Source organism: Terriglobus roseus (assembly GCF_900105625.1).
GTDB lineage: Bacteria > Acidobacteriota > Terriglobia > Terriglobales > Acidobacteriaceae > Terriglobus > Terriglobus roseus_B.
The window spans coordinates 4,663,288-4,678,077 of the sequence record NZ_FNSD01000001.1 but is presented as its reverse complement, the minus strand read 5'-3'; the positions used below and the strand labels follow the sequence as shown (position 1 = coordinate 4,678,077).

Below are 14,790 nucleotides of genomic sequence, written 5' to 3'. Positions count from 1 at the left end.
ATGCAATTTGCATCGTGGAACATTCTGGGGGCGCTCCGCGTACTAGGCTACGCACCGCTGGGCTCACTCGACGAACGCCGTTTGCGGCAAACAGGTATAGCGACTTATGAAAAAAGTGTTGCTGATTGTGGCAGGAGTTCTGGTTCTGGCCGCTATTGTGGGTGGAACGATCTTTCACAGCCGCGCCGGCGTGATCGCCGTGACCACGGCGAAGATCCAGCGTGAAGACCTCACCTCCGTCGTGACGGGTACAGGACAGATCAAGCCCAAAACCTACGTCAACATCGGCGCCACCGCCTTCGGTCGCATCACGCACCTGTATGCCAAAGAGGGTGACCACGTAAAACAGGGGCAGGTTCTGGCAACGCTGGAAAGCGTGCAACCCGCAGCAACGGTGTCTGCCCAGTCGGCCAACATTGCCTCGATGAAAACGGACGTGAGCAGCTATCTTGCCGCGGAAAAAACAGCCGATGCGAACCTGTCCCAAGCGAAGGCCGACCTGGAGCAGAAAAAGTTTGACATCGATCGCTATCGGGCTCTTTACAACGAGAAGCTTGTCGCCAAGCAGGATTATGACTCGAAGAAAGCAGCCTTCGACGTGAGTGCAGCGACTGTGCAGCAGCGAGAGGCTGCACTTGCTCAGGCCAAGGCACAGACGGACTCCGCTCGTGCCCACGTCAATCAGCAGGTCGCTTCGCAGCGCGTGAACTTCGACGCATTGGATAAAACCATCTCGCGCGCTCCTTATGACGGCCTCGTCACGAACGTTCCAGTCCGCGAGGGAGAGACGATGGTCACCGGCATTCAGAATGCACAGGGTTCCACGCTCATGACCGTTGCGGACATGTCCGTCATCACCGCAGAGGTGAAGGTCGATGAGACCGATGTGATCAACGTAAAGATGGACCAGGCTGTTGATGTAACGGTCGATGCCCTTCCCGGCCGGACCTTTCACGGTCATGTCACCGAGGTTGGCGACCAGGCGTTGCTGCGCACCACCGGTATTGCGACTTCACAGTCCACGACCGGCACGGAAGAGGCGAAGGACTTCAAAGTCGTCGTCACACTCGACAACGTGAACGGCCAGAACAACGACCTGTTGCGTCCCGGCTTGTCTGCCACCGCGAAGATCCGCACGGCATCGGTGAAGGACGCAGTAATCCTACCCTTGCAGGCGCTGGTCACACGCGATCCAGCAGCAGAGGCCATTCTTGCAAAAAACCACGGCAAGCCGCCAGAGGGTGACATTGCTTCCGCCGCGACCAGCAACAAGAACGCGAACAAACAGCAGGGCGTCTACGTGGTGAAGAACGAAAACGGTAAGCTGCGCGCCTACTTTCGGCCGGTAACGACCGGCATCACCGGGTCAACCGATATCCAGGTGACGGGCGGCCTTCAGGCCGGCGACGAGGTTGTCACCGGGCGCTACAAAATCCTTCGCTCCCTTGCCAGCGGCACCACCATCAAACGTGACACCACACCCGAGACGACCGAGACCTCCTCGTAACGGCAACGGGCAATCGCGTGAAGCGCGGACCGCGCAGTAGACTGCAAAGGTGAGTATGGCGACAGCAACCAGTACCGTGACCGGCAACAACGTCTTCTGCGAGCCCGGCGAGGTCATCGTCACAGACAATCTGTGGAAGACCTACGTGATGGGCGAGCAGGAGGTACACGCTTTGCGTGGGGTCAATCTCCGTATACGCCGCAATGAGTACGTCGCCATCATGGGCCCGTCAGGCAGCGGTAAGAGCACCTTGATGAACCTGATCGGTTGCCTCGATTCGCCGACGCAGGGCAGCTACTGCCTTAACGGGCATGATGTATCGCGCCTGTCTGACGACGAACTTGCGCGTATCCGAAACAAGGAGATCGGCTTCGTCTTTCAGACGTTCAACCTGCTGGCGCGTGCGACCGCGCTCCATAACGTCGAATTGCCGCTCATTTACAACGGCACGAATGCCACAGACCGCATCATTCGCGCTAAGGCTGTCCTGGAGTCGGTCGGCCTGGGGTCGCGCATGGATCACAAGCCGAACGAAATGTCGGGCGGCCAGCGCCAGCGTGTTGCCATTGCCCGAGCCCTGGTCAACTCGCCGTCGATCATCCTCGCCGATGAGCCAACTGGCAATCTCGACTCCAAGACGGGCGTTGAGATCATGGCGCTCTTCGAGGATCTGCATCGTCAAGGCAATACCATCGTCCTGGTCACGCACGAGCCGGATATCGCAGAACATGCAAACCGCGTCGTCACCATTCGTGATGGCGTGATCGCCAGTGATCATCCTTCGCCCCGCGCCTCCGCTGTTGCTGTTTAGCTCGATCTTTCCGCCAAGCGACGACTGCCCCTTCGCAAACGTCTAAACTTGGAACGATGGCTGTAGTGACCAACAACACGCTTCGAACGCTGATCCTCGGACTCGCGGCGTCTGCGTACCTCAGCATTCCCGGTTCTGCGCAGGTTGGTGCTGGTGGACGATTCGATCTGACAGGTCCGAAGATCGACGTGCATGTACAGCGCGGCGACCAGTCGCTGCCGATCGCCATGGTGCCGAATCTGCAGGCGGGCGACAAACTTACGATCCACGCCAACCTTCCGTCCACACAATCTGTGAAGTTGGTCATGGTCATCGCATTTCTGCGTGGCAGCACCAATCCCCCTCCAGAGAACTGGTTCACCCGCGTCAACACGTGGGACAAGAAAACCTCAGCCGAAGGGGTGACCATCACTGTCCCGGCTGAGGCGCAGCAGGCTCTGATTTTTCTTGCGCCGGAGACAGGCGGAGACTACTCCACGCTGAAGTCCGCGGTGACCGGTCGCCCGGGGCTCTTTGTCCGCGCGGCACAGGACCTCATCGAGGCCTCGTTTGAGCAGGCGCGTATCGAACGTTACTTGCAGGCAATCCGTCGCGTTCCGGTCGGCTCTCCTGCGGAGCTATCGGACCACTCTCACAAACTGGCTGCAACGCTCAACCTGAAGCCGAACGAGGACTGCTTCAAGAAAGAACCGGACCAGCAGATGGCATGCCTGCGGCAGACCGGCACGCAGCTCCTGATGGACGATGGTCACGGGCAAACACTGGCTTCACTGCTGACGAACGGCGACTCCGCCAACCTGATCGGTGCCATGGCCGCTTCACCAGTCGCGAATTCCGGTGGCGCAGGCCTGTATTCCGCGTATGTTGGTACCGTCATCGATCTTGTACGACTGATGAACGGGATCCACACTGCCCAATTTCAGTACATTCCTGCAATTGCCTTTCCCGATGGCGAGACTCTCAATCTGCGTCTGAACACGCCGCCGTCGTTTCACAATCCCAAGTCTGTTATCGTCGTCGCGCTCCCTGCGATCCAGCCCTCCGTAGCGCCGCCGCTGCGTCTGCAGGACGCCGCGCATGTGTCCTGCCTTTTACAGCCGTCTATGGTCCTACCGCTTGAGGGCGCGCCGCTCGTCTTCGCAACAGGCTTCGCGCACGACCTGGTTCTGCACCTCAACAACGGTGCTACGTTCAATGGCAAGACGGACTTGCCGCTCGCTCCCGATGCCTTTGAAGGCGGCCTGATCCTCACGAATGGTCACGAACGTAAACCGCTGGCAGTCGCTGCTCCCGAGGCACGCGATTCAGCTGAGAATCCTACTGGGATGCCCGCTGCCGCCGCCAACAGAGCTGCCGCAGAAAACTCCGTACACGCACCTGCTGCGCTTGAGACAGTGGCCAGCGACACGACCGGGGATCTTCAGATCACCGGCACGCTCCGCGGCGCGTGGGGCTTTGACAGTTTCACGGGCGTTACCGTGCCCCTGCAGAGACGTGTCGGCGGTGGCTGGAACGCGGCGACGCACAACGACCTGTTTGCCGGCCGATCGAACCAGTTGACGTTGCGGGCAGATGGTACCGCATGCGCGTCAGCAGTCGATCTTGATCAGGCGGGCCACGGTACTCCGCTCCAGTGGAAGCAGAACAGCCGACACGACGCTGCGGGGCCGCAGGGGCTTGAAGTCAAGCTGCCGCTTGAGAAATCAGCGCCGGGCAATGTATCCCTTCTCGTTCACCAGTTCGGTACTTCCAAGGTCGAGAAAGTAGCGGTCACCGCGTACTCTGACGCTACTCGGCCGCAGGCGTTGCACATCCACGCGGGTGATAACTATGCCATGCTCTCCGGCAGCGGTCTAGGCGAAGTGAAGACAGTCCACCTGGCAGGTGCTGAGTACAAGCCAACGGAAGAGCAGCCTGCGAATGGCAAAGATCTGCGTTTGGCCACCAGCAAGGCTTCCAAGGCCAAGACGCCACTGTCCACCGTCGGCGAGAGCGGTACTGCCGATGTCTTCCTTGCCGACGGCCGCATCCTTCCCGTCCCCTTCACGGTCGATGCCGCGCGGCCATCCTTGAATTTGCTCAGCAAATCCATCAAGCCAGAGAGTCAGTCGGGGCTGCCGCTCGCCCTAGGCAGCAAAGATGATCTGCCCTTGAATGCGAAGATTACGATCGCCCTTCGCTCTGACTTCCCCGCACGCTTTCCCAGGTCGGAAAAGGTAGAGGTTGCACTGGAAGATGGCTCCCTCAAGACCACGCTTTCGCTGAACGACGGCTCGCTGGTGCTGCAGGACAATCACACGGCTCTGGCGTTTCTATCGCCGGCGAAGGCCTTCGGCACATCCGCATTTGGTCCCCTGCAACTCCGTGCACTCTCAGATGACGGTACCGTCGGCGACTGGATACCTTTGGGAACGCTCGTGCGTACGCCCACCATCACCAGCATCAGCTGCACAAAGCCAGCCCCTCGGGTGTCGGAGCGTGCGGCAGAGCGTTCCGCCGAAAAGCAGGTGGAACATGCCACGGAGGAGGCACCACTCGTCGACTCGGGCTGCCAGATGACGGGGAGCGACCTGTTCCTTGTTGACTCCGTTGCTGCTGACAGCACCTTCACCGCGCCGGCAGAGGTACCGCTCGGCTTCGCTGGCGAGAGCTTGCCGGTGCCGCGGCCCGTAGACAACCACACGCTCTTTCTGAAACTCAGAGATAACCCGTCAGCGGTCACCACCGTGGTGGCAGGATCGGCACTGGCGGGCGGTTCCCGCCACGTAGCTTCTGCTCTCGCGCCGGCGGCCACAAGCGGCAACCCGCCTAGCGCAGTGGCGCCCACGGAATCACCGGCAGGGGGCAATTCGCACTGAGCTCATTACCATTCCCGAACGACGAAGGCCGCCATCGCTGGCGGCCTTCGTCATTCCGTTTCATTGAATCTACAGGTGGTCAACCGGTTTTACAGGAAGCAGGCCATGCTGCACGCGGCTGTGTCTCCGGCTGTAGGTGAAGTACACGACCAGGCCAATCACGAGCCACACGACCAGACGGATCCAGTTGGCTGGTCCCAGCTTGAACATCATGTAGCCGTTGAACAAAACACCCAGCACCGGCACAACCGGAATCGGCCAGACCAGCGGTGCGCGGAAGGGGCGCGGGCGGTCCGGATCCGTGCGACGCAACATTACAACCGCAACACAGACGATCACAAACGCCAGCAGCGTTCCAATGTTCACCATCTTGCCGATGTCGTCGATAGGGGTGACGGAACCAACGATGGCAGCAAGAAGCCCTGCAAGAATCGTGCCCTTCCAGGGTGTACGGAAGCGCGGGTGAATGTCGCCGAAAAACTTCCGCGGCAGCAGGCCATCCTTCGCCATCGCGTACAGCACGCGCGACTGGCCGAGAAGCATGACCAGCATGACCGAGGTAAGGCCGGCGATGGAACCAATGGTCACAACGTCAGCAGCCCAGCCAACCTTGTATTCCAGGAAGGCGCGAACGATCGGCGCTTCGATGTTGATAGACTGCCACGGCACCATGCCAGTCAATACAGCGGCGACACCTATGTAGAGGATTGTGCAGAGCGACAGCGAGACGATGATGCCGATGGGCATATCGCGTTGCGGATTGATCGCTTCCTGAGCCGTGGTGGAGACGGCGTCGAAGCCAATGTAGCTGAAGAATACGAGTCCAGCAGCCAGGCCGATACCGCCCACGCCGAAGGGTGCAAAGCTGTGCCAGTCCGTACCCCAGTTGGCACGGTTGACGTAGTGTGATCCGAAACCGATGACGAACAGAACGATCGCCAGCTTCATGACCACGATGCCAGAGTTGAACTTCGCAGACTCCTGGATACCGATCACAAGGATGGTTGTAATCAGCAGCGCGATGATGAAGGCCGGAAGATTGAAACCAATCTCCACGCCGAAGACATGCGGCGCATTCAGCAACGCGTGTGCCTGTGCCGAAAGGGCTGCAGACGGATGCGCCATGATCGCTGAAAGAGCGTCCGCGAACGGCATGGTGCCAGGATGCAGGTCAGGCCTCTGGGCAGCAAGCGAAGCACGTGCCACGCGCTCAAGGGCGGTACGCAGACCAGTCCAGTGATCGTAGGCCAGCCACAGCGGAAACTTCAGGCCGAAGATGTTGAGAAACTCGACGAAATTATTCGACCAACCAGACGACACGGTGCTGGCACCCATGGCGTATTCCAGCGTGAGATCCCAACCGATGATCCAGGCGAACAACTCACCGAGAGTCGCATACGCATAGGTGTAAGCCGAGCCAGCCAAAGGAATCATCGCGGCGAATTCTGCATAGCAGAGACCCGCAAACGCGCAGCCAAGTCCCGACAGAACAAATGCCAGCATCAACGATGGTCCAGCGGAGTGCGCTCCCAGGCCAGACAAGACGAAGATGCCAGCGCCGATCACGGCACCAATGCCGAGCATCGTAAGCGAAACCGGACCGAGGGACCGCTGAAGAGAGTGTGTTCCCTCTTCGTGCGCCTCCGTCATCAGCGATTCCATTGTTTTTTTGGCGAACAAATCAGCCATGCGTTTGGGGTACTCCTTGATCTTGGTGGTGCTTACTACAGACGTTCGCGATTACTGGGATTCCGCAGGACGGCCGGTCTTCCCTTGCCAGAGGAAGTAAACGGGAAGCCCTAGCAGCACAATGAGGATTCCCGGCCACGTGTATTGCGGTTTATAGCGTAAGAGTACAACACAGACGAAGGTAGCCATCACGATGTAGAGGCCTGGCAGCACCGGGTAGCCTATCGCCCGGTAGGGCCGATCGGCGTCGGGGCGTGTGCGGCGCAGGACGAAGAGCGCGACGATCGTCAGGATATAGAAGATCAGAACGGCGACTACGACATAGTCCAGCAGCTGTCCATACGAGCCGGACAGGCAAAGGAAGCAGGTCCAGGCCCACTGCACCCACAGGCTCACGACGGGCGTCTTCGACTTCGGCGAGAGCTTGCCGGCAGCCTTGAAGAACAGCCCGTCCTGGCTCATCGTGTAGTACACGCGCGCGCCGCTCAGCAACATGCCATTGGCGCAGCCGAAGGTGCTGATCATCACGGCAAGCGCCATGATCCTCGCGCCATAGCCCGCGAAGGCCTGTTCCATGACTGCGGTCGCGACACGATCTTCGCTAGCGAACTGGATGCCGCGCGCCATGATGCTGGTGCCTTCGGGCGAGCCGTGCAGCGGCAGCACTGCAAGGTATATGAAGTTGCACGCGATGTAGAGCGCCAGCACAACGCCGGTGCCGAGCGCCAGTGACAGGGGCAAATTCCGTTTGGGATGCGTGATCTCGCCTGCGGTAAAGGTCACGTTGTTCCAGGCGTCGCTTGAGAACAGCGAGCCGACCTGGACAACGGCAATCACGGTAAGGAAGCCAACCATTGCCGTCGGGCCGCCCGCACCAACGGTGACCGGGTGCAAGGAGTGAAGCCCCGCGCCCTGCCAGAAATTGCCCCCACTGAAGTTCGCTGCAATGGCGGTTGCATTTTTTGCCAGGAGACCCAGTCCGACAACCATCAGCAGCGCGACGATCTTGGCCGAGGTGAAGACGTTCTGGATCAGCGCGCCGAGCTTCACTCCCAGCGTGTTCAGCACGGTGAGGAGCGTGATGATCAGGATGGCCGTCAGATTCGCCGTGCTCAGACCGACGTCCATGTTGCCAAGCACCATGGGTCCGACATTCAGCGCCGGAACATGTGCGATATGCCAGATCCAGTGGCTCGCCGACACGGACGGTACAAAGACACCGAGGAACTTGCCAAACGCCACGCCAACGGCTGCGATGGTGCCGCTTTGAATGACAAGGAAGAGCGTCCAGCCGTAAAGAAATCCCCAGACTGGGCCGAGCCCCTCGCGCAGGTAGACATACTGTCCACCGGCTTTTGGCATCATCGCGGCAAGTTCGCCATAGCTGAGCGCGGCGACGACCGTCATAATCGCGGTAACGAGCCAGGCGGCAATCAGGAGCGCGGGCGATTCCAACGTCCGCGACATATCGGCCGAGACGATGAAGATGCCCGAGCCGACCATGGATCCCATGACGATGGCCGTGGCGGAAAAGAGACCAAGGCCTTTGACGAACTCCGGCTGGGTCGGATCTGGTGAGAGCGTTTCGTTGGACACGTGTGCTTTGTTGTACCAGTTCCGCAGCGCATCAGCCAATGATGAAAGATTCCGTAGCAAAAGCAGCCTGATCTCGCGTACATCAACATGCACCTGATTACGATCCGACGGAGCCACCATGAAGATCCTCAGCGCTGCCCTGTTCCTTGCTGCCATTGCCGCAGCTGCTCAGCAGCCCAACCTGGCGGGCAAGTGGACTACGAATATCGACACCTTTGGCACGCCGACGAACTGGAACCTCACAATCGTCCAGAAGGGCGGCCAAATCTCCGGCGAACTCGGCGGCGACAAAGTAGAGGGCACATTCAAGGACGGCAAACTCCAGTTCCACGCGAGCGACCCGCAGGGTGGCTACGAGGACGTTACGGCCACCGTCTCCGGAAATCGAATTATGGGTTCTCTTGTCTGGGCACAGAACGCTTCGGTCACTCATCCCACGACTCATACCTTCACAGCGACGCGGGTCGTTCCAGCGGGTGGTCCCACCGCGCCGCCGAGGACACATGAGTTCACGCCCACAGTCTTCCGCCGCCAGTTCTCATCCGCGTATGAACCCGTGCTGACGGTCAACTCGGGCGACACCATCCATACCTGGACAGTCGACGCCGGTGGTTACGACTCCACGGGCACGCCAAAGTCCCTGGGAGGCAATCCGCAGACTGGCCCGTTTCTGATCAACGGTGCGGCGCCCGGCGACGTCCTTGCGATTCATATCCGCCGCTTGAAGCTCAACCGCGACTGGGCGATCAGCACCAACGGCATCGTCGATCGGGCAAACCCGCCCGGAATCGCAGGCCGGCTTGGCGATAAGGCCGGGCAGGTTCGCTGGCATCTTGACCTTGAAAAAGGCCTCGCAAGCCCCGAGAAGCCGGGGCCGCACATGGCCCACTACAGCGTGCCGGTGAAGCCGATGCTTGGCTGCGTTGCGGTCGCCACGGACCCCAGCGGACCCGCGCCACGCACTGGTGACTCCGGCAACTTCGGCGGCAACATGGACTTCAACGAGGTCACCGAAGGCGCGACGCTCTACCTGCCGGTGCGCGTTCCGGGAGCGCTGCTCTACTTCGGCGATGGCCACGCGGTGCAGGGCGACGGAGAGACAACGGGCGACGCGCTTGAGACTTCCATGGATGTCACAGTGACTGTCGAGGTCGTGCACGACGTCCCGGTTCGTGGGCCGTTTCTGGAGACGCCGACCCACCTGATGGCGATCGGCCTGGATGGCTCCATTGATGCTGCATTTCAGGACGCTACCGAGCGCATGGAGAACTATCTCGCCCGCGCTTACAAGCTGACGCCGACGGAGTTTGCCATGGTACTCGGCACGGCGGCCGAGTACAAGGTGAGCGAGGCTGCCGATCGCAATGCAGGGGTTGTCCTGAAGATGGCCAAGAGTAAACTCGACACGTTGACCAGGCCGGCATCACCCGGCCAGCCCGATCCGTCCACCCCTACAATCGCCCGGTAAGGACGCGGGCGAACGTCTTTGCCGGTTCCTGAAGCAACTGGCCAGCCGCCGGCAGCAGAGCAGAGATCACCGCGATGGCATCGGCACCGGCCTCACGCACCTGGATCGCAGTGCTGGCGGTGATGCCGCCAATGGCGACCAGCGGCTTACCGGTTACGCTTCGGGCTACGCGGACGCCTTCCAGACCAACCACGGGATCCGCATCCAGCTTGGTCTGCGTGCCGTAGACGGGCCCAATCGCGACGTAGGTGACGTCCGCCGCGTCGGCGCCCGAAAGCTGCGCAGGGTTGTGAGTCGACACACCGAGGATCGCGTCGTGTCCGATGGCGTCGCGCGTGAACTGAATGCTGGTGTCCGTCTGCCCGACATGGATGCCGTGAAAGCCGCTCGCTGCGAACAGGTGCACACGATCATTCAAGATGAGGACCGTATCCGCATCCCCGAAGATCGCTCGAACGCTAAGGGCATTTCTCAGGACAACGTCGTCGCTTCCCTGCTTGTCGCGGTACTGCACCAGCCGGATGCCTGCATCGCGCCACGCTTCTGCCACAGAGAGGAGCGGCAGGCCACGCCGCGCACAAGATTCTGCGTCGAGGATGCCATAAAGACGAAGCGTCGCATCACCCGTGGCGATGCGACGCTGAAAGTCTTCGTGCGGACTAGACGCCAACCGGCTCATTTGCTGCTTCAGCCTTCTTGCGCTCGGCTTCGCGCTCGAAGAAGCGTTCCATGAACTTGGTGTCAAAGTCGCCGCGGCGGAAGTCCGCATCGGCGAAGATCTTCTGCTGCAGTGGAATGGTCGTGTAGATGCCCTCAACTACAAACTGGCTCAGGGCCCGCTGCATGCGGTTCATCGCCTCTTCGCGGTCGCGACCATGGCAGATGACCTTGGCGATCATGCTGTCATAGTACGGCGGCACAACACCTTCCTGATACTGCGCGGTGTCAACGCGAACGCCATTACCACCGGGCAGGTTGAAGGCCGTGATCTTACCAGCGGACGGTGTGAACTTCTCCGGATGCTCCGCATTGATACGGCATTCGATTGCGTGGCCGCGAATGACAGGACGCTCAGGAACAATATTCGAGAGCTTCTCCCCACTCGCAATCAGCAGCTGCGCCTTCACCAGATCGACGCCGGTTACTGCCTCAGTCACCGGGTGTTCGACCTGAATGCGGGTATTCATCTCGATGAAGTAGATCTCGCCATCTTCATCCATGAGGAACTCAATCGTGCCGGCGTTCCAGTAGCCAATCTCGCGAAGGCTGCGCTCGATGACGCCACCAAGCCGTGCGCGGATCTCTGGCGTTACCTGCAGCGATGGCGCCTCTTCGATCAGCTTCTGATGACGGCGTTGAATGGAGCACTCGCGCTCGCCCAGCGACATCACGTTGCCGTGCTCATCGGCCAGCACCTGGAACTCGATGTGGCGGGGCCGTTCAATGAACTTCTCCATGTACAGGTCGCCGTTGCCGAAGGCGTTCAGAGCCTCTTGCGATGCCTGATTGAAGAGACTCGGCAGTTCTTCCGCTGTGCGGCAAATACGCATGCCGCGTCCGCCGCCACCGGCGACTGCCTTCAGAATGACCGGGAAGCGAACCTGCCTGGCCCATTCCAGCGCGTCTTCTACGGACGCGATGACGCCATCGGACCCGGGCAGGATGGGTACATTCGCAGCCTTCATGGTCTGGCGTGCCGTGGACTTCTCGCCCATCATGCGCGTCACTTCCGGGCGCGGTCCGATGAACTTGATGTTGCTTGCGCGACAGACTTCGGCGAAGTTCGCATTCTCACTCAGCAGTCCGTAGCCGGGATGAATCGCGTCGACATCCGCAATCTCCGCAGCCGAGATCACTGCCGGGACGTTGAGATAGCTCTCAGCCGAGCGCGGCGGCCCGATGCAGATAGCCTCATCTGCGAAGCGCACGTGCAAGCTGTTGCGATCTGCCTCGGAGTACACGGCAACCGTGCGAATGCCGAGTTCCCGGCAGGCCGAGATCACGCGCAGCGCGATCTCTCCACGATTTGCAATCAGGACTTTCTTAAACATGCTTACCGCGGCCTCACAGCGAACAGCGGTAGACCATACTCGACCGGCTGGCCGTTCTTCGCAATGATCTTGACGACTTCGCCCGCCACATCGCTTTCGATCTCATTCATCAGCTTCATGGCTTCCACAATGCAAAGCACCTGGCCAACCTCAACCACATCGCCCACCTTGATGAAAGGTGCAACACCTGGTGCCGAGCTCTCGTAGAAGGTGCCAACGATCGGTGATTTCACCTCGTGCAGCTTTTCTTCCACGACAACCGGCGCAGCGGCTGGCGCTGCCGCAATCGGCGCTGCGTGGACAGCCGGAGCATGTGCCGCTGCGGATGCTGCCGCGAATTGCTGCAACTGTGCCGCGTCAAACGCCGGGGCGACTGCTGCCTGTGCGAACTTGATGCGCACATGCTGTTCGCCGCGATGCAGATCGAATTCGGCGATCCCGTTGTCCTTCAGAAACCCAACCAGATCCCGAAGTTCCTGCAAATCTTTCTCTTCCATCATCTTCCTTTGCCATCGGCCATGTCTGGCCGCCTTACCCTCAGAGTTCTAACCAGCCCTTGTGCACGGGCGTCAACACCTCGGCGCCTTCGCCCGTGACCCGCACGGTATCTTCGATGCGCACGCCGAAGCGGCCGGGCAGATAGACCCCGGGTTCGATTGTAATCACCATTCCAGCTTCGAGTCGCTGGGTCTGGCCTTTCGCGACTCGGGGCCCCTCATGAATCTCCAATCCGACACCGTGTCCGGTGGAGTGCGTAAAGAACTTACCCCAGCCCGACTCGGTCAGAACCGAGCGTGCGGCCTCGTCGACGTCACCGCAGGTGACACCCGTTCGGACCGCACGGACAGCGGCCACCTGTGCGGCCAAGACCGCTTCGAAGACGTCGCGCTGCTCCGCCCAGCGCGACCTAAGCTTCGCCGGGACTCGACTCTCACCGAATCCCACAGCGAAGGTGCGTGTCATATCGGAGCAGTAACCGTCGAGTACGATGCCGAAGTCGAGTGTCACCAGGTCGCCCGGTTGTAGAATCGCGTCTGTCGCGTGCGCATGCGGATGACTGCTGCGTTCGCCGGCAGCGACGATCGTCTCGAAACTCATGCCTTGAGCGCCCGCCAGCCGTGCCCGATGCTCCAGTTCCGCCGCGATGTCGCGCTCGCGCATGCCCGCTTCCACCCACGACAGGAGGCCTTCGTACAGGTCGCAGGTCAGCGCGGCAGCCCGGCGCATGACTTTCGCCTCCGCGTCGTCCTTTACCGCCCGCAGCGTCGCGATGGAACCGTCGAAGGGAGCGAAGAAGCCTGGCCTGGCGCCTGCCTTCCGAGCAGCCGTGCGCATTGATACCAGCGTTGCGACCGTTGTTTGCGTCCGGTCGAATCCACAACGGCCGGCGTGCGTGGCAGCGTAGGCACAGGCCTCGGCGAGAGCCGATTTGGGCGCGATCCGTACAGTAGCCCCAGCAACCTCTTCCTTAGCTTGCGCGGTATATCGGCCGTCGGTGAACAGACGAGCCGACAGACGCGGTTCCCGCACAACGACGAGCGCAGCGTTCGACCCAGTGAAGCCCGTCAGATACCGAACATCCGGCAGATGGGTGATGAGCATCGCCGGAAGTGCTTTGGCTGCCATTCGGGGCGCCAAGGCGCGCAATCTGGCTCGTTGATCCATTCCGCGATCATACGACGGCTAAGTGCCGCGATTCTGGCGACCTCCGCCCGGTATCATGACGTATGTCGTCGTTTCAGCTCGCACAGCGCGTTCTCACTCGCAGACGCTTTCTTACCGGTGCGGCCATCACAGCGGCGTCCCTTGCTCTCTATTCCGGCGAGATCGAGCGGCATGCGCTGATGACCGTACAACATACGGTCTACATTAAGGACCTGCCGACGGCGTTCCATGGCTTCCGGATCGCACAACTGAGCGACATCCACTTTCATGAGTTCGATGAGCCGTACTTTGTCGAGCACGCAGTGCGTGCCGTCAACCGCCTGAAACCAGACCTGCTGGCAGTCACGGGCGATTACATCACGTCGCATCGTGGGATCGCACGGAACCTGGCGGATGCGGACGGCTGTGCAGCAATCCTGTCCGGCGTCGAATGCCCTCTGCGCTACTGCTCCCTGGGGAATCACGACGCTCTTCTTGGCCCGCAGATCCGCGAGGCGCTAAAACTGCATGGCCTGACGCCCCTGGATAACGAGTACACCGCGATCGACGTCCGTGGCGACCGACTCTGGATTGCAGGCATCGCAGACGCCTACTTTGACCTGCCCAACCTATCCACCGCAGTGCCAAAACGGAAGGCAGGGGAACCAATCGTCCTGCTCGGACACGAACCTGACTTCGTGGACACGGTAGCGGCAACTGCACCGGTGGACCTGATGCTCGCGGGACATACACACGGCGGCCAGGTGCGCATTCCACTCTTGCCCGCTCTTCTGTTGCCAGCGATGGGCGATAAGTACGTCGAGGGGCTCTTCAAGGTCGCAGCCGGGACGCAGGTTTATGTGAATCGAGGGCTTGGCTGCATGCACCTGCCATTCCGATTTAACTGCCCGCCAGAACTCACCTTGCTGACACTTCAACCAGCGTAGCCAGCAGCCTCCCCCCGCTATTTTCTAAACTAGATAACAAAGGGCTAGCAGAGGGGGACGCTAAAAATTAGATTCCATTGCCTTACACGCAAAACTAGATAACAAAGGACTTGGCTGCCGCGGTCGCCGCAGTCGCGGTCAAAGATGGAGACTTCTAAATAACACTTACGCGAGTGATTCGTGCCACCCTCAAATCGCTCATAAGAGGCAACTTACACG

11 protein-coding genes are annotated in these 14,790 nt (G+C 60.4%); 5 read left to right on the top strand and 6 right to left on the bottom strand.

The annotated features are described in order from the left end of the window. Positions 1-106: 106 nt before the first annotated feature. From BLW03_RS19415 to BLW03_RS19405, 3 genes are read left to right on the top strand one after another with little or no spacing between them, the layout of a single operon-like run. Positions 107-1,507, top strand: coding sequence for an efflux RND transporter periplasmic adaptor subunit (locus BLW03_RS19415; protein WP_074655615.1), 1,401 nt, complete (start codon positions 107-109; stop codon positions 1,505-1,507). Positions 1,508-1,562: 55 nt separating this feature from the next. Continuing rightward, entirely contained in the window at positions 1,563-2,318 is a 756-nt protein-coding gene (locus tag BLW03_RS19410; protein WP_074655614.1) for an ABC transporter ATP-binding protein, read from the top strand. 56 nt (positions 2,319-2,374) lie between these two features. Beyond that, positions 2,375-5,176, top strand: a complete 2,802-nt coding sequence (locus BLW03_RS19405) for a hypothetical protein (RefSeq protein ID WP_074655613.1) — start codon at positions 2,375-2,377, stop codon at positions 5,174-5,176. 69 nt (positions 5,177-5,245) lie between these two features. Here the strand turns inward: BLW03_RS19405 and BLW03_RS19400 are convergent, their stop codons facing one another. Beyond that, a complete protein-coding gene (locus tag BLW03_RS19400) occupies positions 5,246-6,865 on the bottom strand; it encodes an amino acid permease (protein WP_074655612.1) in 1,620 nt (539 codons plus the stop codon). A 51-nt stretch (positions 6,866-6,916) separates the two neighbouring features. Continuing rightward, entirely contained in the window at positions 6,917-8,461 is a 1,545-nt protein-coding gene (locus BLW03_RS19395; RefSeq protein WP_074656177.1) for an APC family permease, read from the bottom strand. 118 nt (positions 8,462-8,579) lie between these two features. On the opposite strand from BLW03_RS19395, the gene BLW03_RS19390 reads away from it, so the two are divergent. Continuing rightward, positions 8,580-9,929: an acetamidase/formamidase family protein gene (locus BLW03_RS19390; protein WP_074655611.1), complete on the top strand. Its 1,350-nt coding sequence runs from the start codon at positions 8,580-8,582 to the stop codon at positions 9,927-9,929. On the opposite strand, the gene thiE is transcribed toward BLW03_RS19390, so the two are convergent. From thiE to BLW03_RS19370, 4 genes are read right to left on the bottom strand one after another with little or no spacing between them, the layout of a single operon-like run. Beyond that, on the bottom strand, positions 9,913-10,608 hold the full coding sequence (thiE, locus tag BLW03_RS19385) for a thiamine phosphate synthase (RefSeq protein ID WP_170835089.1): 696 nt from the start codon (positions 10,606-10,608) through the stop codon (positions 9,913-9,915). The two genes, BLW03_RS19390 and thiE, sit on opposite strands and share 17 nt — an antisense overlap. Further along, positions 10,589-11,980 (bottom strand): acetyl-CoA carboxylase biotin carboxylase subunit, encoded by a 1,392-nt coding sequence (gene accC, locus BLW03_RS19380; protein ID WP_074655610.1) that lies wholly within the window; start codon positions 11,978-11,980, stop codon positions 10,589-10,591. Before accC ends, thiE begins: the two co-directional genes overlap by 20 nt. A gap of 2 nt (positions 11,981-11,982) precedes the next feature. Further along, positions 11,983-12,477: an acetyl-CoA carboxylase biotin carboxyl carrier protein gene (accB, locus tag BLW03_RS19375; RefSeq protein WP_074655609.1), complete on the bottom strand. Its 495-nt coding sequence runs from the start codon at positions 12,475-12,477 to the stop codon at positions 11,983-11,985. A 40-nt stretch (positions 12,478-12,517) separates the two neighbouring features. After that, positions 12,518-13,645 (bottom strand): M24 family metallopeptidase, encoded by a 1,128-nt coding sequence (locus BLW03_RS19370; RefSeq protein ID WP_074655608.1) that lies wholly within the window; start codon positions 13,643-13,645, stop codon positions 12,518-12,520. Between the two features lie 62 nt (positions 13,646-13,707). Here BLW03_RS19370 and BLW03_RS19365 point away from each other — a divergent pair, with 62 nt between their 5' ends. Continuing rightward, entirely contained in the window at positions 13,708-14,571 is an 864-nt protein-coding gene (locus BLW03_RS19365) for a metallophosphoesterase (protein WP_074655607.1), read from the top strand. Positions 14,572-14,790 lie beyond the last annotated feature (219 nt).

Bases quoted from the DNA above. Each gene is read 5' to 3' on its own strand.
- BLW03_RS19415 (WP_074655615.1), top strand. From the start codon at position 107: ATGAAAAAAGTGTTGCTGATTGTGGCAGGAGTTCTGGTTCTGGCCGCT.
- BLW03_RS19410 (WP_074655614.1), top strand. From the start codon at position 1,563: ATGGCGACAGCAACCAGTACCGTGACCGGCAACAACGTCTTCTGCGAG.
- BLW03_RS19405 (WP_074655613.1), top strand. From the start codon at position 2,375: ATGGCTGTAGTGACCAACAACACGCTTCGAACGCTGATCCTCGGACTC.
- BLW03_RS19400 (WP_074655612.1), bottom strand. From the start codon at position 6,865: ATGGCTGATTTGTTCGCCAAAAAAACAATGGAATCGCTGATGACGGAG.
- BLW03_RS19390 (WP_074655611.1), top strand. From the start codon at position 8,580: ATGAAGATCCTCAGCGCTGCCCTGTTCCTTGCTGCCATTGCCGCAGCT.
- thiE (WP_170835089.1), bottom strand. From the start codon at position 10,608: ATGAGCCGGTTGGCGTCTAGTCCGCACGAAGACTTTCAGCGTCGCATC.
- accC (WP_074655610.1), bottom strand. From the start codon at position 11,980: ATGTTTAAGAAAGTCCTGATTGCAAATCGTGGAGAGATCGCGCTGCGC.
- accB (WP_074655609.1), bottom strand. From the start codon at position 12,477: ATGGAAGAGAAAGATTTGCAGGAACTTCGGGATCTGGTTGGGTTTCTG.
- BLW03_RS19370 (WP_074655608.1), bottom strand. From the start codon at position 13,645: ATGGATCAACGAGCCAGATTGCGCGCCTTGGCGCCCCGAATGGCAGCC.
- BLW03_RS19365 (WP_074655607.1), top strand. From the start codon at position 13,708: ATGTCGTCGTTTCAGCTCGCACAGCGCGTTCTCACTCGCAGACGCTTT.